We start from the raw sequence: 14,434 nt of genomic DNA, 5'->3' as shown, positions 1-14,434 counted from the left end.
GCCGCCGACCGCTGTGGGGAAGCGGTCGGCGGCCGTCGGGTGCGGCGTGCTGCGGTGTCAGGCGACGGTGCAGGTGGAGCCGTTCAGGGTGAAGGCGGTCGGGGACGGGTTGGCGGAGCCGTAGGTGGCCTGGAAACCGAAGGCGGTGGAGGCGCCGGCGGCCAGCGAACCGTTGTAGCCGAGGTCGGTGGCGGTGACCGCGGTGCCGGTCTGCGTCACCTTGGCGTTCCAGGCGCTGGTGACCTTCTGGTCGCCGGAGAAGGTCCACTTGAGCGCCCAGCCGCCGATCGCGGCGGTGCCGGTGTTCTTGACCGACACGTCGGCCGTGAAGCCGCCCGTCCAGGAGTTGGCCCGGTAGGTGACCGCGCAGGAGGCCGTACCGGTCGGCGGCTGCGAGGTCGGGGGCTGCGACGTGGGCGGCTGGGAGGTCGGCGGGGTGCTCGGGTCGGCGGCGTTCTGCGCCAGCTGGTAGGCGATGTCGGGCACGAAGGTGCCGGCGGCGGCCGCGCAGCCGTCGGCCTCGCCCGGCGGCTTCACCCACAGGAAGGCGTCGATGGCGGCGTCGCCGGTGGCGGCCGTCGGGTAGTTGCCGATCTTCCGGCCGGAGGGGTCGCACCAGACTCCGCCCGCGGGCCCGTTGCCGTTGCGGCTGGTGTCGATCACGGCGTGCAGGTTGGCCGGGTTGCCGAGTGCGGAGAGCACGGACTTGGCGTAACCGACCTCGCCCGAGGTGGTGTTGAAGTTCGAGACGTTGGTGAAGAAGCCGTCCGCGTTGGCGATGCCGGCGCTGCGCAGCCGGTTGGCCTGCTCGGAGGCGCTGTTCCAGGTGGAGTGGCCGCCGTCGAGGTAGACCTTGGCGTTGGGCGCGGCCGCGTGGATGGCGGCGCCGGCCCGGGAGAGCGAGGCGAAGCGGTCGGCCTGCTGCTGGGCGGAGAGGCAGGTGGTCAGGGCGATCGAGTCGGGCTCCAGGACGACCACCGAGCGCCCGCTGCCCAGTCCGGCCGCGAACTTGGTGACCCAGGCGTCGTACGCGGCCAGGTCGGGCGCGCCGCCGGCGGAGGCGCCGCCGCAGTCGCGGTTGGGGATCTCGTAGACCACGAGCACCGGCACCTGGCCGGCCGAGGCGGCGGCGGAGGTGATCGCGCGGACGTCCGAGGTCACGGTGTCCGGCTTGTAGTCGGCGAACCAGATGCCCTGCGACTGACTGGCGATCCGCTTGGAGATCACCTGTGTCCGGGAGTCGTTGGGGTTGGCGGCGACCCACTTGACGACCTGGGAGGCCGGGTCCTTCCAGAACCGGGTGTCCGCCGGGAGGCTGCCCTGCACGGCGGCGCCTGCTCCGGTCTGGGTGCCGGCCAGGACGGCGGTGGCGACGGCGCCCGCGGCCAGGGCGAGGGCGGCGGCCCGTCGGTCACCGTGGGGGGTGCGCACTGTTGGTCCTCCGCGTGCTCTCGGGTGGGAGAGGATGGGACGGCCGACGGGTATGGGAGCGCTCCCGCACGGCCGCGGCCGATCGTAGCCGCGCGGGCGGCTGAGGGAAATCCCTTGTGCAGAAGGAAGTTTCGACACTGTTCGACGATTGCTACCAAGCCCATGGTGGGAGCGCTCCCGAAGCGAAGGAGAAGACTCCGGAATCGGCGGGCCCGGGGTCGGGCCCGCCGCGCGGCCGGTCAGTCCCGCGAGTTGCCGAACAGGAGGCGGTACGCGATCAGCAGCACCAGGGCGCCGCCGATCGCCGACACCCAGGTGGCCAGGTCGAAGAACTCCTTGGCCACCGGGCGGTGCAGCACGGTCGACGAGATCCAGCCGCCGACGAACGAGCCGGCTATGCCGATCAGTGTGGTCACGACGAGGCCGCCCGGGTCGCGCCCGGGCAGCAGGAACTTGGCGATGGCCCCGGCGATCAGGCCGAGGACGATCCAGCTGATGAAACCCATACCTGTCTCCTTGCCCTCCGGGGTCCAACGCCGAACCGCGGTGATCCGAGGGACGCCACGGGCGGCACCGCCGGTTCCCGTCCGCGCACCCCGCCCGGCCCGGCCGGCCGCCCGGCGCCCCACCGTGACCCGGCCCGCCGCGGTGTGGGAGAGTCGGCGGCCCGGGGCTCGCCGGGCCCGACCCGAGGAGGCGCCGATGACCGCAGGCCCGCAGGCCGGCCGGGTGCTGGTGGTGGACGACGACGCGGCGATCCGGCGCTCCCTGCAGCGGGGCCTGCGGCTGAGCGGCTTCACCGTGGCCGTCGCCGAGGACGGCGAGTCGGCCCTCCGACTGGCCTCCGCCGAACCCCCCGACGTGCTGGTCCTCGACGTGTCGATGCCCGGCCTCAGCGGCACCGACGTGTGCCGGGCGCTGCGCGCCCGCGGCGACGACACCCCCGTGCTGATGCTCTCCGCGATGGACGAACTCGCCGACCGCGTCGCCGGACTGCAGGCCGGCGCGGACGACTACCTGGTGAAGCCCTTCGCCCTGGAGGAGCTGGTGCTGCGGCTGCACGCCCTGCTCCGCCGCCGGCCCGCCCCGCCCTCCGACGTGCTGCGCGCCGGGCCGCTGACGGTCAGCCCCGCCACCCGCCAGGTGCACTGGGAGGGCGCCGAAGTCCAGCTCACCCGGCGCGAGTTCGAGCTCCTCGCGCAGCTCGTCCGGAACGCCGGCCTGGTGCTCACCCGGGACCAGCTCCTCGACCGGGTCTGGGGCTACGACTTCGACGTCCGCAGCGACGCCGTCGACACCTTCGTCAGCTACCTGCGCCGCAAGCTGGAGGACGGCGGGCGGCCGCGGCTGATCCACACCGTGCGCGGGGTCGGCTTCGTCCTGCGCGCACCGGCCGACGGGAGCGCCCGGTGAAGCTCTCCACCCGGATCGCGCTGTCGGTGACCGTGCTGGTGCCGCTGCTGGTGCTGGCGGCCGGGCTGCTGCTGCTCGGCCTCGTCCACCGCGACCTGCTGCGCCAGCAGGACGACCTGCTGCGGGCCCGGGCGGCGGCCGTCCTGCCCAGCGCCCGGACCCTGCTGGCCGCGGACGCGCGCAACCGGCCGAAGGCCGAACAGAACCAGCAGCGCAAGGTCCTCGACGGCGCACTGGACTCCGGTGTCCGGCTGACCGGCGCCGACGGCGCGGTACGGCTGGCGGTGGGCCCGCAGCCCGCCGAGTCGGTGCCGCTGCCGGCGGCCGGCGGCGGCCCGGCCACCGTCCGGGACGCCGGGCGGGCCTGGCGGGTGCTGGCCGTCCCGGTGAACGGCGCGAACCGGGGCACGCTGTGGCTGGTGGAACCGTCCACGGCGGTCGACCCGCAGGTGAAGGCCGTCCGCCGACGGGTGCTGCTGGTGGCCCTGCTGGCCGCCCCGGTCGCCGGGCTGCTGGCCTTCGGACTGGCCGGGCGGGCCACCGGCTCGCTGCGCCGGCTCAGCGGCAGGGCGGCCGCTCTCGACCCGCGCACCGGCGCCGGCTCGCTGGAGCACCACCGCAGCGGCGTCACCGAGGTCGACGAACTCGCCGCGGCCCTCTCGCTGCTGCTCGCCCGCTACGACGAACAGGCCGCCCGCACCGCCCAGGCGCTGGACACCGCGCGGTCGTTCTCCTCGGCCGCCTCGCACGAACTGCGCACCCCGCTGACCGCGATGCGCACCAACCTCGACGTGCTGGCCGCCCACCCCGGCCTGGACGCCGCCGAACGGGCCGAGATCGTCTCCGAACTGGCCGCCGACCACGCCCGGCTGGAGGACGTGCTGAGCGCCCTGCGGTCCCTCGCCGTCGGCGACCTGGTGGAGCTCTCCGCCTTCGCCGCCCTCGACCTGGGCGACCTGGTGGAGGCGGCCGCAGCGGAGGCCGTCCGGCGCCACCCGGAGGCCGCCGTCGAGGTCGAAGCCGCCTCCGGGGTCAGGGTGTTCGGCTGGGAGGCCGGGCTGCGCATCCTGCTGGCCAACCTCCTCGGCAATGCCGCGGTGCACGGCCGGACGGGCGGCGGACCGGCCCGGATCGCCGTCCGGCTGCGGGCCGGGCGCAGCGGCTCGGCGGTGCTCACCGTGGACGACTCCGGGCCGGGCGTGCCGCCGGCCGAGCGGACGGCGGTCTTCCAGCGCTTCCACCGCCGCCCGGGCAGCCCGGGCTCCGGCCTGGGGCTGACCCTGGTGGCGCAGCAGGTGGCGCTGCACCGCGGCACGGTGGCCGTCACCGAGGGCCCGGGCGGCGCCGGCAGCCGCTTCGAGGTGCGGCTGCCGCTGCTGCGCCCGGAGGCGCCGACCCTGGTGCTGCCGGCCCGCCGCGACTGGATCAGCGGCTGACCCGGACGGCGCCGCGGGGGCACCGGAGCGTCCCCGGACATGGGGATCCTGCGGTCACAGGGTTTCCACAAGAAGGCGTCCTACGCTCGCCGGCGTCCGATCCCACAGGTATCCGGAGGAGAGACCGCCATGCCCCTGAACCGCAAGGCCGCCGCGCTCGGGGCCCTCGCCCTGGCAGGTTCCGTGCTTGCGGGCGCCACCCCCGCGCAGGCCGCCGCCACGCCGAAGGGCGACGGCGCCAAGGTGATCTGCAAGCGCCTGCCGGCCGCCCAGGCCCGTATCGACAAAGCGCTGAAGCGGCTGAACGGCGACGCCACGGTCGCCGGCTCCGTGGCACGGCTGGAGAAGCGGGTGGCCGAGGCCAAGGCCGCCGGCCACACGGAGGTGTACACGTTCCTCAACGACCGTCTGGACTTCCGCAAGACCCTGGTGCCGACCCTGGTGCTGCGGCAGAACGACCTGAAGGCGGTCGCCGACTGGTGCGCCAAGCAGCCGTCGTCCTCGGCGGGGTCGAAGTGAGCCGCCGGGCCGGTGCCGCCGTCGCGGCGCTCGCCGCGGCCGCCGCCCTGCTGCTGACGGGCTGCGGGCCGCACGGGGACGGTGCCGGCAAGGCCGTGCAGTCCCAGCAGGACGACGGCACGCAGCAGATGCAGCAGAAGCTGGACGCCGCGGAGAGCGCCGCCGCCCAGGCCGACACGGATGCCACGCAGAACAACTGACGACGAGTCGTGGAAGCGGCCCGTCCCGGACGATCCCGGGGCGGGCCGCTCCCGTGTGCCCGCCGATCGGGGCACCCCTGCCTCCCGTCTGCCGGACGCGGCTTGACGCGGCCCGCTCGCGTCGTGAACGATCGGCGCATGAAGCCCGGCACCTCCCTGGTCTGCCGCCTGCACGTCGATCTGCGACGCCAGGCGAGCGACATGTGTGCCTGCTGACGGTTCCGTTCCGCCCCGTGCCGTTCTCCGGGGCGGGTGCCTGATCCGTTCGGCACCCGCCGGGACCGTCCGCTCCTGAAGCCCTCCATCCTTCGGCCTGTGCACCGCTGTGCCCGTGTGCGCCGGCCGCCCCTCCGGTCATCCGAGGACGTTCCATGAGCCTGGACTTCGCCGCACCCGCAGCCGTACCCGCAACCCCGACCGCACCCGCAGGCGATCCCGCCGGCGGGGTGTCCCGTCCGCTGTCGCCGAACGCCCTGCGGGCGATCGTCCGCGATCTCGCCGAGCAGCCCGACCGGTGGATCCACCGGGTGCGGCTCGCCACCGGGGAGCGCTGGTACGAGCGCCTGGAGAGCGCCGAGGACCACGAGGTCTGGCTGATCAGCTGGCTGCCCGGGCAGTCCACCGGGTTCCACGACCACGGCGGTTCGCGCGGTGCGTTCGCCGTGGCCCTGGGCGAGGTGGAGGAGCTGTCGCTGGGCGGCCCGCAGGACGGGCTGCTGATCCGCCGGGTGGCCTCGGGGGCGGTCCGGGCGTTCGGCGCGGAGTACCTGCACGACGTCCGCAACACCTCGTCCGGGCCGGCCGTGACGATCCATGCGTACTCGCCGCCGCTGAGCGGGATGACGCGCTACGAACTGCGGGCCGGCGGCCTGGTCCGCACCGCAGAGGAAGGGCCGGAGCAGTGGTGACGACGATCGAGGACCTGGTGGCCCGCTCCCGCGCCGGGGTGCACCGGCCCGGCCCGGCGGAGGCGTACGCGGCGGTGGCCGGGGGCGCGCTGCTGGTGGACATCCGGCCGGTGGCGCAGCGGGCCCGCGAGGGCGGCATCCCCGGTGCGCTGGTGATCGAGCGGAACGTGCTGGAGTGGCGGCTCGATCCGGCGGGCAGCCACCGCATCCCGGAGGCGTCGGACCACGGGGTGCACTGGATCGTGGTCTGCTCCGAGGGGTACGCCTCCAGCCTGGCGGCCGCGAGCCTGCGTGAACTCGGACTTCACCGGGCGACCGACCTGGACGGCGGCTTCGTCGCCTGGGCCGCCGCCGGCCTGCCCACCCTTTCGGCCGACGGGGGTTTGACCTGACGTTTCCCCGGGGACCCGATCAGGTGTTCGTTTGTCACATCCGCATCACCCGTTTCCACCTCACTACTCGTCAGGCTGCAGAGAACCACACGTGATCACATTCGAGGGCGCCGGCAAGCGCCATCCGGACGGCACCGTGGCCGTCGAGGGCCTGGACCTCGACGTCCCGGCCGGCCGAATAACCGTCCTGGTCGGCCCGTCCGGCTGCGGCAAGACCACCATCCTGCGGATGGTCAACCGGATGGTCGAGCCGACCGCCGGCCGGGTTCTGCTGGACGGCGCCGACGTGGCCGGGCTGAACGCCGCCCGGCTGCGCCGCGGCATCGGCTACGTCATCCAGCAGGCCGGGCTGTTCCCGCACCGCCGGGTGCTGGACAACATCGCCACCGTGCCCCGGCTGCTCGGCTGGGACCGCAGGAAGGCCCGGGCCCGCGCCGCCGAACTCCTGGAACTGGTGGGCCTGCCCCCGGAGACCGCCCGCCGCTACCCCTTCCAGCTCTCCGGCGGCCAGCAGCAGCGGGTCGGCGTCGCACGGGCGCTCGCCGCCGACCCGCCGGTGCTGCTGATGGACGAGCCGTTCAGCGCGGTCGACCCGGTCGTCCGGGCCGGGTTGCAGGAGGAACTGCTCAGGCTGCAGTCCGAGTTGAACAAGACCGTGCTCTTCGTGACGCACGACATCGAGGAGGCCGTCCGGCTCGGCGACCGGGTGGTGGTGCTCCGCGAGCACGGCCGGATCGCCCAGCACGCGGACCCGCACACCCTGCTGACCGCACCCGCGGACGACGGCGTGGCCGCCTTCCTCGGCCGGGACCGCGGCCTGCGCGGCCTCGGCCTGCGCCCGGCCGCCGGCGTGGCCCTGCTGCCCGCAGGCGGCGAACAGCACGGCTGGCGGCTCGCCCTGGACGGCCACGGCCGGCCGGAGGCCTGGGTGCGCGGGGGCGAACGGCGGCCCGCCCCGGTGTTCGCCCCCGCCACCGACAGCCTGCGCGCCGCACTGGACGCCGCCGTGCTCTCCCCCGCCGGCGCCGCCGTCGCGGTGGACGCCGCCGGCCGGGCCACCGGCCTGGCCACCCGGGCCGCCGTCCTCGCCGCTCTCGGCCCCCACAGCGAGGAGCCGTCCGGTGGACGGTGAACCGCTCGTCCGCAGGCAGTGGATCCTCGACCACCTCGGCTACCTGCGCGACCTGACGCTGGACCACGCGGTGATCTCGCTCGTCCCGGTGCTGATCGCGCTGGCCGCCGCCGTCCCGCTCGGCCTCGCCTGCGCCCGGCTGCCCAGGCTCTACCAGCCGCTCGCCGCGGTCTTCAACGTGGTCTACGCGCTGCCCGCGCTCGCCGTCTTCGTGGTGCTCATCCCGTACACCGGGCTGGCCACCCGGGCCACCGTCATGGTGCCGCTGACCTGCTACGCCCTGGCCGTCCTGCTGCCGGCCACGGTGGACGGGCTGCGGGCCGTACCGGAGGACGTCCGGCAGGCGGCCACCGCGCTCGGCTACGGACCGTGGCGCCGACTGGCCGCGGTCGAACTGCCCGCCGCCGTGCCGTACCTGGTGGCCGGCGTCCGGGTGGCCGCGGTCTCCTCCATCTCGCTGGCCGCGGTCGGTGCCCTGATCGGCCGCGGCGGCCTCGGCTACCTCTTCGTCGACGGCTTCCAGCGGACCTTCCCGACCCCGATCGTCGCCGGAATCGCCCTCGTCGCCCTGCTCGCGCTCGCCACCGACCTGCTGCTCGTGCTCGCCCGCAGGCTGCTCGCCCCCTGGGCCGCCGGAGGTGCCCGGTGAACTGGCTCGGCTGGCTCCAGACCTTCTTCACCGCCCCCGCCCGGCAGAGCGGCCCGGACGCGATCGGCCACCGGATCGCCGAACACCTGGTGTTCTGCGGGGAGGCCCTGCTGTGGGCCGCCGTGCTCGCCGTCCCGCTCGGGCTGCTGATCGGGTACACCGGCCGCGGGGCCTTCGTGGTCACCGCGCTCACCGGCACCGCCCGCGCCCTGCCCACCCTCGGCCTGGTGACGCTGGCCGTGCTGCTCGCCGGGGTCGGCGACACCGCCGTGCTCGTCCCGCTGGTGGCACTGGCCGCGCCGCCGCTGCTGGTGGCCGCCGCCGAGGGCGTCCGCGGCACCGACCCGACCGTCCGCGACGCCGCGCTCGGCATCGGGCTGACCCACCGCCAGGTGCTGTGGCAGGTCTGCCTGCCCGCCGCCCTCCCCACCCTGCTCGCCGGGCTGCGCACCGCCGCCGTGCAGACCATCGCCACCGCCACCGTCGCCGCCTACGTGGGCCTCGGCGGCCTCGGCCGGTACGTGGTCGACGGGCTGGCAACCCGTGACTACCCGGCCACCGTCGGCGGCGCCCTGCTGGTCGTCCTGCTGGCCGTCGCCGCGCAGCTGCTCTTCGCCCCGCTGATCCGCCGCTCGCTCCCGCCGGGGGCGCGCACCCGCCGTACCGTCCGACCGAAGGAAACCCCATGACGACCCGCCTGGTCCGAACCCTCGCCGCAGCCGCCCTCGTGCTGGGTGCGGCGGCCTGCTCCTCCTCCGGCGGCGACCCGCTCGCCGCGGACGGCGGCGCATCCAAGCCCGCCGGCTCGAAGACCGTGGTCGTCGGCTCCGCCAACTTCCCGGAGAACGTGCTGCTCGCCTCGATCTACTCGCAGGCCCTCAAGGCCAAGGGCGTCAAGGTCGAGGAGAAGTTCAACATCGGCAGCCGCGAGGTGCTGTACGGGCAGCTGAAGAGCGGCAGCCTGACCGTGCTGCCCGAGTACAACGGCGCCCTGCTCGGCTACCTCGATCCCAAGAGCACCGCCGCCGGCACCGAGGCCGTCGACGCCGAGCTGCAGCAGAAGCTGCCCGCCGAACTCGCCCTGCTGGACCCGGCCTCCGCCGAGGACAAGGACTCGCTGACGGTCAGCAAGGAGACCGCCGAGCGGCTGAAGCTCACCTCCGTGGCGGACCTGGCCGGCAAGGCCGGCGAGCTGGTGATCGGCGGACCGCCGGAGTTCAAGTCCCGCCGCGAGCAGCAGTTCAAGGACGTGTACGGGCTGACCTTCAAGGAGTGGAAGCCGACCGGCGACACCACCGCCAACGCGCTCAAGGACGGCACCGTGCAGGTCGGCAACGTCTTCACCACCGACCCGCGGATCGTCCAGCTCGGGCTCGTCCCGCTCGCAGACCCGAAGAACGTGTTCAGCGTGCAGAACGTCGTCCCGCTGGTGAACAAGGCCGGGGTGGACGCCACCGCCACGGCCGCCCTCAACGCCGTCTCCGCCAAGCTGGACACCGCCGGGCTCACCGCCCTGATGAAGCGCGTGGCCGTCGACAAGGAGGATCCGTCCGCCGTGGCCAAGGACTGGCTGAAGTCCAACGGTCTGGGCTGACCGCCCGCACCGCCGCCGCCGGAAATCCCGGTGACCGGCGCCCGGGCGGACGATCATGATGTTCGGCATGACCGACGACACCGTGACCGTCCGCCCGGAGATCCTCGACTACTACAACCGCGGCGCCGAGCAGGGCCGGCTGCGACGCGCCCACAACCGGCTGGAGTTCTGGCGCACCCAGGACGTGCTGCGCCGCCTGCTCGGACCGGCCCCGCAGCGGGTGCTGGACGTCGGCGGCGGCGCCGGCGTGCACGCCCAGTGGCTCGCCGCCGACGGCCACCGGGTCGACCTCGTCGACCCGGTACCGCTGCACGTCGAACAGGCCTCCGCGCTGCCCGGTGTCCGGGCCGCCCTGGGCGACGCCCGCGCGCTCGGGGCCGCCGACGGCTCGTACGACACCGTGCTGCTGCTCGGGCCGCTCTACCACCTCACCGAGCGGGCCGACCGGCTGCGGGCGCTCGCCGAGGCACGGCGGGTGTGCCGGCCCGGCGGCCTGGTGGTCGCCGCCACCATCAACCGGTTCGCCGGCCTGCACGACCAGCTGCGGGTGGAACGCTACTTCGAGCCCGGCCCGCGCGCCGCGACCGACGCCTGCGCGGCCACCGGCCTGCTCGCCTCCACCCCGGACGACCCGCTGTTCACCACCGCCTGGTTCCACCACCCGACCGACGTCCTCGACGAGTTCGCCGCCGCCGGCCTGGCGGGCGCGCGACAGTACGGGCTGGAGGGCGCCGTCTGGCTGATGGGCGGGGTCAACGACTGGCTGGACGACCCGGAGCGCCGCGCCACCGTGCTCGCCGCGCTGCGCACCACCGAGTCGGAGCCCTCGCTGCTCGGCGTCAGCGGCCACCTGCTGACCGCGGCGACCGTCCCGAGCTGACGGGTTGCACCGGTAGGACCGTCAGCTCATAGGATCGCGCGCATGACTGACGGGCGGGGCACGGTGCGGGAATGGGGCGGGCCGACGGGTGCGGGCGAGCCTGACTGGGCGGCCATGGCCGCCCAGCACGAACGGGAGGTCAAGCGCCGCAAGCAGCTGCAGATCATCGGCGGCATGGTCGCCGCCACCCTGGTGGTCGGCGGGATCACGGCCACCGCGGTCGGGCTCGCCGGCGACTCCGACAAGGGCGGTGCACCGGCCACCGCAGCCTCCGGCACCCCGTCCACCGGCGGCCCCGCAGCGGAACCGGTGGAGGTCCTGACGAGCAGCTCCACCGCACCCTCCCCGTCGCCGTCCGCCTCGGCCTCCGCCTCTGGCGGCGCCTCCGCCCGACCGAGCGGCAGCGCCGGTGGCCGCACCTCGGCAAGCGCATCCGCCCCGGCCGACCCGCTGACGCTCATCTCCTCGGCCGCCACCGACACCGCCCCGCTCGACCCGGCCAAGCTCTTCCCCGCGACCGCCACCGTCGACGGCCGCACCTGGACCAGGCTGGCCACCGCCGTCACCGACCCCTGCTGGAAGGCCACCACCGGCGGCCTCGGCGACGTCCTCGCCGCCCACGGCTGCCGCAGCATCCTCCGCGCCACCTACACCTCCGGCAGCAGCGCGGTGACCGTCGGCATCGCCGTCCACGACAGCAAGGCCGACGCCGACGCCGTGGCCGGCTCCCACCGCGGCCAGGTGCAGGGCCTCGTCCCGGCCGGCAACACCTCGTACTGCACCAGCGCGGGCTGCGCCAACACCCATGCGGCAGTGGGCCGGTACGGCATCTACACGGTGGCCGGCACGGTGAAGCCCGGCGGCAACGCCCAGGACGCGGTGGCAACCGCCGCCCAGCCCGACTTCGCAGCCCGCACCCGCACCACCCTCCTGGCCCGCGGCCGCCGCTGACGCCCCGGTCCGATTCAGGGCCAGGCAAACCCATAGGGCCAGCCCATAGGGGCGCGGGGAACTGCGCAATGTGAGTGCGGTCAACATGTCGAACAAGGGCACCACTGGTCAGCCCTGATCGCAACGTTGGCCACATCCCGATTGCGCAGTTCCCCGCACCCCTATGGGCTGGCCCTATGCAGTCGCTCCTGAAGGCTGGTCCCAGGGCCGGCAGAGCAGCACGAACGCCCCCAGCGACAGCACCGCGCAGGCCAGCACCACGCTGCCCAGCAGCACCGCGGAGGGCTGTCCGCCGGCACTGCTCAGCGGGGCCACCACTGCCCCGCAGAGGAAGCTGCCGAGGCCCAGCATCGCCGAGGCGGAGCCGGCCGCGTGCGGGGCCATGGTGAGGGCCTGCGCGGCCGAGTTGGGCCCGACCATGCCCATCGAGGCCATCAGCAGGCACATCGCCGGGCAGACCGCGGCCAGCCCGAGGTCCCACACCCCGGCGAAGAGGGTCAGGGCGAGGCCGGCCGTGACGGCGGCGAGCAGTCCGAGCAGCATCAGCGAGGTCGGCCGCAGCCGGGTGACCAGTACCCGGCCGTTGAGCTGGGTGGAGGCCATCAGGGCGATCGAGTTCACCGCGAACAGCAGGCTGTAGGTCTGCGGCGAGACCCGGTAGACCTCCTGCAGGACGGTGGAGGAGCCGCTGACGTAGGCGAAGAGGGCGCCGAAGGCGAAGGTGCTGGTGAGGACGTAGCCGAGGAAGCGGCGCTCGCGCAGCAGGCCGCCGATGGCGCGCAGCGTGGTGGCGAGGCCGCCGCGGTGGCGCCGTTCCGGGGGCAGCGACTCGTGCAGGACGGCGGCCGCGAGCAGGGTGAGCACGGCGCCGAGGCCGGCGAGCACGGCGAAGGTGCCGCGCCAGTCGGTGACGTGCAGCAGTTGGGCGCCGAGGACGGGTGCGACGATCGGGGCGAGGCCGGAGATCATCGCCAGCGAGGCCATGAAGCGGATCATCGCGACGCCCTCGTACCGGTCGCGGGCGATCGCGCGGGCGATCACCAGGCCGGCCGCCCCGGCCGCGCCCTGGGCGAAGCGAGCGGCCACCAGCACCGACACGCTGGGGGCGAGCGCGCAGACCAGGGTGGCCAGCGCGTACACCGCCATGCCGGCGAGCAGCGGGCGGCGGCGGCCGTGCCGGTCGCTCAGCGGACCGAACACCAGCTGGCCCGCGGCCATGCCGAACATCGATCCGGTGAGCGTGAGTTGGACGGCCGGCGCGGTGGAGTGCAGGTCCGCGGTGAGGGCGGGCAGGGCCGGCAGGTAGAGGTCGGTGGTGAAGGGCCCGAGCGCGACCAGGCCGCCCAGTGCGGCGACGGTGGCCCGGCCGGGCGGCGCGGCGGCGGCTGCGGTGCCGGCGGCAGCGGTGGTGGACCGCTCGCCGCCGGCGTCGACGCTCGGGCCTGCCATGGAGCTCCTCGGGGTCGTCGGACGCGGTCGGCCGCGGGTGCCGGGACTCGTACCGTAACCCGCGGTGCGGGGCTCAGGCTCGGGCACCGTCCGGCCGGTCGGCGGCACCGAAGGTGCGGACCACCTCGATGGTGCCGACGATGTGACGGTTGAACTCCTCCAGTTCCTCGGCGGGCACCCAGAGTTCGAGGATGGTCTCGCCACCGGCCTGCCGGACGGGGAAGCGCTCCAGGTAGGCGGTGTCGACCTCGAACCGGGTGACGTAGCCGGCGCCCGAGGCGGGCACGTTCCAGTCCCGTGCGATGCGGATCGCGTAGTCCTCGTTGAGCACGGGGTAGAAGATCGGCTGCTCGGGCAGCCGGGGCGGCCAGGCACGCCGTCCCGAGGCCTCGACGAGCGCGAGTTCCTCGGGCCCGGTCGGGCGCCAGAGGGTGGTGGTCGTTCGCATGGCGCACCACCCTAGGCGGGACGGCGCGGCGGCGGCGACGCCTTTTCGGCCGTCCGAAAGCGGGCTGCCCAGGGCGGGAACGGCGGACGGCCGGTGCCGGGGTGTCCCCGCGGCACCGGCCGTCCGGTTCGAGGTACGTCCTCGCGACTACGCCTGCGAGCGGCGGCGGGCCGCCAGCAGCGCGGCGCCGCCGAGCGGCGCCTCGGTGCCGGTCGACGCGAGCCGGTGGGTGGTCGAGCCGGTGCCGCCCGCGGTGGTGCCGTTCCCGGTGTCGGAGACGGGGGTGACGGTGGTACCGCCGGTGCCGGTCTGCGTCCCGCCGGTGCCGCCCTGGCCGGCCGCGGCCTTGTCCTTGGCCTCGGCCTCGGCCAGGCCCTTGGTCAGGAACTCGATGAGCGCCTCGTGGGTGCCGGCCGCCAGTGCGGCGAGGGCGGCCTTCTTCACCTCGGGGCCGCCGGACTCGGCCAGCTGGGAGACCTTGAGCCGGTCGTCGGCGTACCGGATCGAGGGCAGCTTGGCGAGGAACTCCTCGATGTCCGCGTCGCTGCCGTTCAGCGCCTTGAGGGCGGCCTCGCGCAGGTACTGGCTGTTCTTCGGGGCGGAGATCAGCTGGACGAGCTTGACCCGGTTGTCCTGCGCCCGAAGCCTGGGGAAGTCCACGGTGAGGAAGTGCCGGCGGTCCTCCGGGGTGCCGGCGAGGGCCTTGGTGGCGGCCTCGCGGACACCGCGGCCGGTGTTCGGGCCGGCCGGCAGGCCCTCGGCCATCGCCGGCGCGGCGCCGAATGCGGCGGGCGCGGACACCGCGGCCACGAAAACGGCAGCGGCCAGCGAACGACGGATGCTCACGAATACCGCCGGGGAGACGGTCTGACGTCGTGCCATCACTGCGGATCTTCACACGGTGAGGCGCGAGTGATCGTATAGCGATCATCCTGGGCGTTGGCGAACCGATTCTTCACAGCGGACCGGGCGGACCGCGGCGCGGCGGCGCCCTTTTCCGTCTTCAACTTCCCTTAAGGCACGCCCTCTTGA

Annotated in this window: 17 protein-coding genes; 12 read left to right on the top strand and 5 right to left on the bottom strand. The window is 74.6% G+C overall.

Features of this window, described 5'->3' with window-relative positions:
* Positions 1-57 precede the first annotated feature (57 nt).
* Positions 58-1,431, bottom strand: a complete 1,374-nt coding sequence (locus AB0M03_RS04730) for a glycoside hydrolase family 6 protein (protein WP_363488396.1) — start codon at positions 1,429-1,431, stop codon at positions 58-60.
* A gap of 239 nt (positions 1,432-1,670) precedes the next feature.
* Positions 1,671-1,937: a GlsB/YeaQ/YmgE family stress response membrane protein gene (locus tag AB0M03_RS04725; RefSeq protein WP_363488394.1), complete on the bottom strand. Its 267-nt coding sequence runs from the start codon at positions 1,935-1,937 to the stop codon at positions 1,671-1,673.
* Positions 1,938-2,133: 196 nt separating this feature from the next.
* On the opposite strand from AB0M03_RS04725, the gene AB0M03_RS04720 reads away from it, so the two are divergent.
* From AB0M03_RS04720 to AB0M03_RS04665, 12 genes are all read left to right on the top strand, one after another.
* Positions 2,134-2,844 carry a response regulator transcription factor gene (locus tag AB0M03_RS04720; protein WP_363488392.1) on the top strand — a complete coding sequence of 237 codons (711 nt, stop codon included), beginning with the start codon at positions 2,134-2,136 and terminating at the stop codon, positions 2,842-2,844.
* Positions 2,841-4,280 carry a HAMP domain-containing sensor histidine kinase gene (locus AB0M03_RS04715; RefSeq protein WP_363488390.1) on the top strand — a complete coding sequence of 480 codons (1,440 nt, stop codon included), beginning with the start codon at positions 2,841-2,843 and terminating at the stop codon, positions 4,278-4,280. Before AB0M03_RS04720 ends, AB0M03_RS04715 begins: the two co-directional genes overlap by 4 nt.
* A gap of 129 nt (positions 4,281-4,409) precedes the next feature.
* The gene (locus AB0M03_RS04710; RefSeq protein ID WP_363488388.1) at positions 4,410-4,799 is read left to right on the top strand and encodes a hypothetical protein; all 390 of its coding nucleotides are present in this window, start codon (positions 4,410-4,412) and stop codon (positions 4,797-4,799) included.
* On the top strand, positions 4,760-4,999 hold the full coding sequence (locus AB0M03_RS04705; RefSeq protein ID WP_363488386.1) for a hypothetical protein: 240 nt from the start codon (positions 4,760-4,762) through the stop codon (positions 4,997-4,999). Before AB0M03_RS04710 ends, AB0M03_RS04705 begins: the two co-directional genes overlap by 40 nt.
* Positions 5,000-5,370: 371 nt before the next feature.
* Complete coding sequence (locus AB0M03_RS04700) at positions 5,371-5,907, top strand: cysteine dioxygenase family protein (RefSeq protein ID WP_363488384.1); 537 nt, start codon at positions 5,371-5,373, stop codon at positions 5,905-5,907.
* Positions 5,901-6,299, top strand: coding sequence for a rhodanese-like domain-containing protein (locus AB0M03_RS04695; RefSeq protein WP_363488382.1), 399 nt, complete (start codon positions 5,901-5,903; stop codon positions 6,297-6,299). Before AB0M03_RS04700 ends, AB0M03_RS04695 begins: the two co-directional genes overlap by 7 nt.
* 91 nt (positions 6,300-6,390) lie before the next feature.
* A complete protein-coding gene (locus AB0M03_RS04690; protein ID WP_363488380.1) occupies positions 6,391-7,431 on the top strand; it encodes an ATP-binding cassette domain-containing protein in 1,041 nt (346 codons plus the stop codon).
* The gene (locus tag AB0M03_RS04685) at positions 7,421-8,080 is read left to right on the top strand and encodes an ABC transporter permease (protein ID WP_363488378.1); all 660 of its coding nucleotides are present in this window, start codon (positions 7,421-7,423) and stop codon (positions 8,078-8,080) included. The genes AB0M03_RS04690 and AB0M03_RS04685 overlap by 11 nt, the downstream gene beginning before the upstream one ends.
* A complete protein-coding gene (locus tag AB0M03_RS04680; protein WP_363488376.1) occupies positions 8,077-8,769 on the top strand; it encodes an ABC transporter permease subunit in 693 nt (230 codons plus the stop codon). The genes AB0M03_RS04685 and AB0M03_RS04680 overlap by 4 nt, the downstream gene beginning before the upstream one ends.
* Positions 8,766-9,674, top strand: a complete 909-nt coding sequence (locus AB0M03_RS04675; RefSeq protein ID WP_363488374.1) for an ABC transporter substrate-binding protein — start codon at positions 8,766-8,768, stop codon at positions 9,672-9,674. The genes AB0M03_RS04680 and AB0M03_RS04675 overlap by 4 nt, the downstream gene beginning before the upstream one ends.
* A 67-nt stretch (positions 9,675-9,741) precedes the next feature.
* Positions 9,742-10,554 (top strand): methyltransferase domain-containing protein, encoded by an 813-nt coding sequence (locus AB0M03_RS04670; protein ID WP_363488372.1) that lies wholly within the window; start codon positions 9,742-9,744, stop codon positions 10,552-10,554.
* A gap of 42 nt (positions 10,555-10,596) precedes the next feature.
* Entirely contained in the window at positions 10,597-11,505 is a 909-nt protein-coding gene (locus tag AB0M03_RS04665; protein WP_363488370.1) for a hypothetical protein, read from the top strand.
* Positions 11,506-11,679: 174 nt separating this feature from the next.
* Here AB0M03_RS04665 and AB0M03_RS04660 read toward each other — a convergent pair whose 3' ends face one another.
* The 3 genes from AB0M03_RS04660 to AB0M03_RS04650 form a co-directional block, all read right to left on the bottom strand.
* Positions 11,680-12,954, bottom strand: coding sequence for a multidrug effflux MFS transporter (locus AB0M03_RS04660; protein ID WP_363488368.1), 1,275 nt, complete (start codon positions 12,952-12,954; stop codon positions 11,680-11,682).
* Between the two features lie 73 nt (positions 12,955-13,027).
* Positions 13,028-13,402, bottom strand: coding sequence for an ADP-ribosylation/crystallin J1 (locus tag AB0M03_RS04655; protein WP_363488366.1), 375 nt, complete (start codon positions 13,400-13,402; stop codon positions 13,028-13,030).
* Between the two features lie 147 nt (positions 13,403-13,549).
* Complete coding sequence (locus AB0M03_RS04650; RefSeq protein WP_363488364.1) at positions 13,550-14,284, bottom strand: ALF repeat-containing protein; 735 nt, start codon at positions 14,282-14,284, stop codon at positions 13,550-13,552.
* Positions 14,285-14,434 lie beyond the last annotated feature (150 nt).

Source organism: Kitasatospora sp. NPDC051914, assembly GCF_040680995.1.
Classification (GTDB): Bacteria; Actinomycetota; Actinomycetes; order Streptomycetales; family Streptomycetaceae; genus Kitasatospora.
This window is presented reverse-complemented; position numbering and strand designations above follow the sequence as displayed.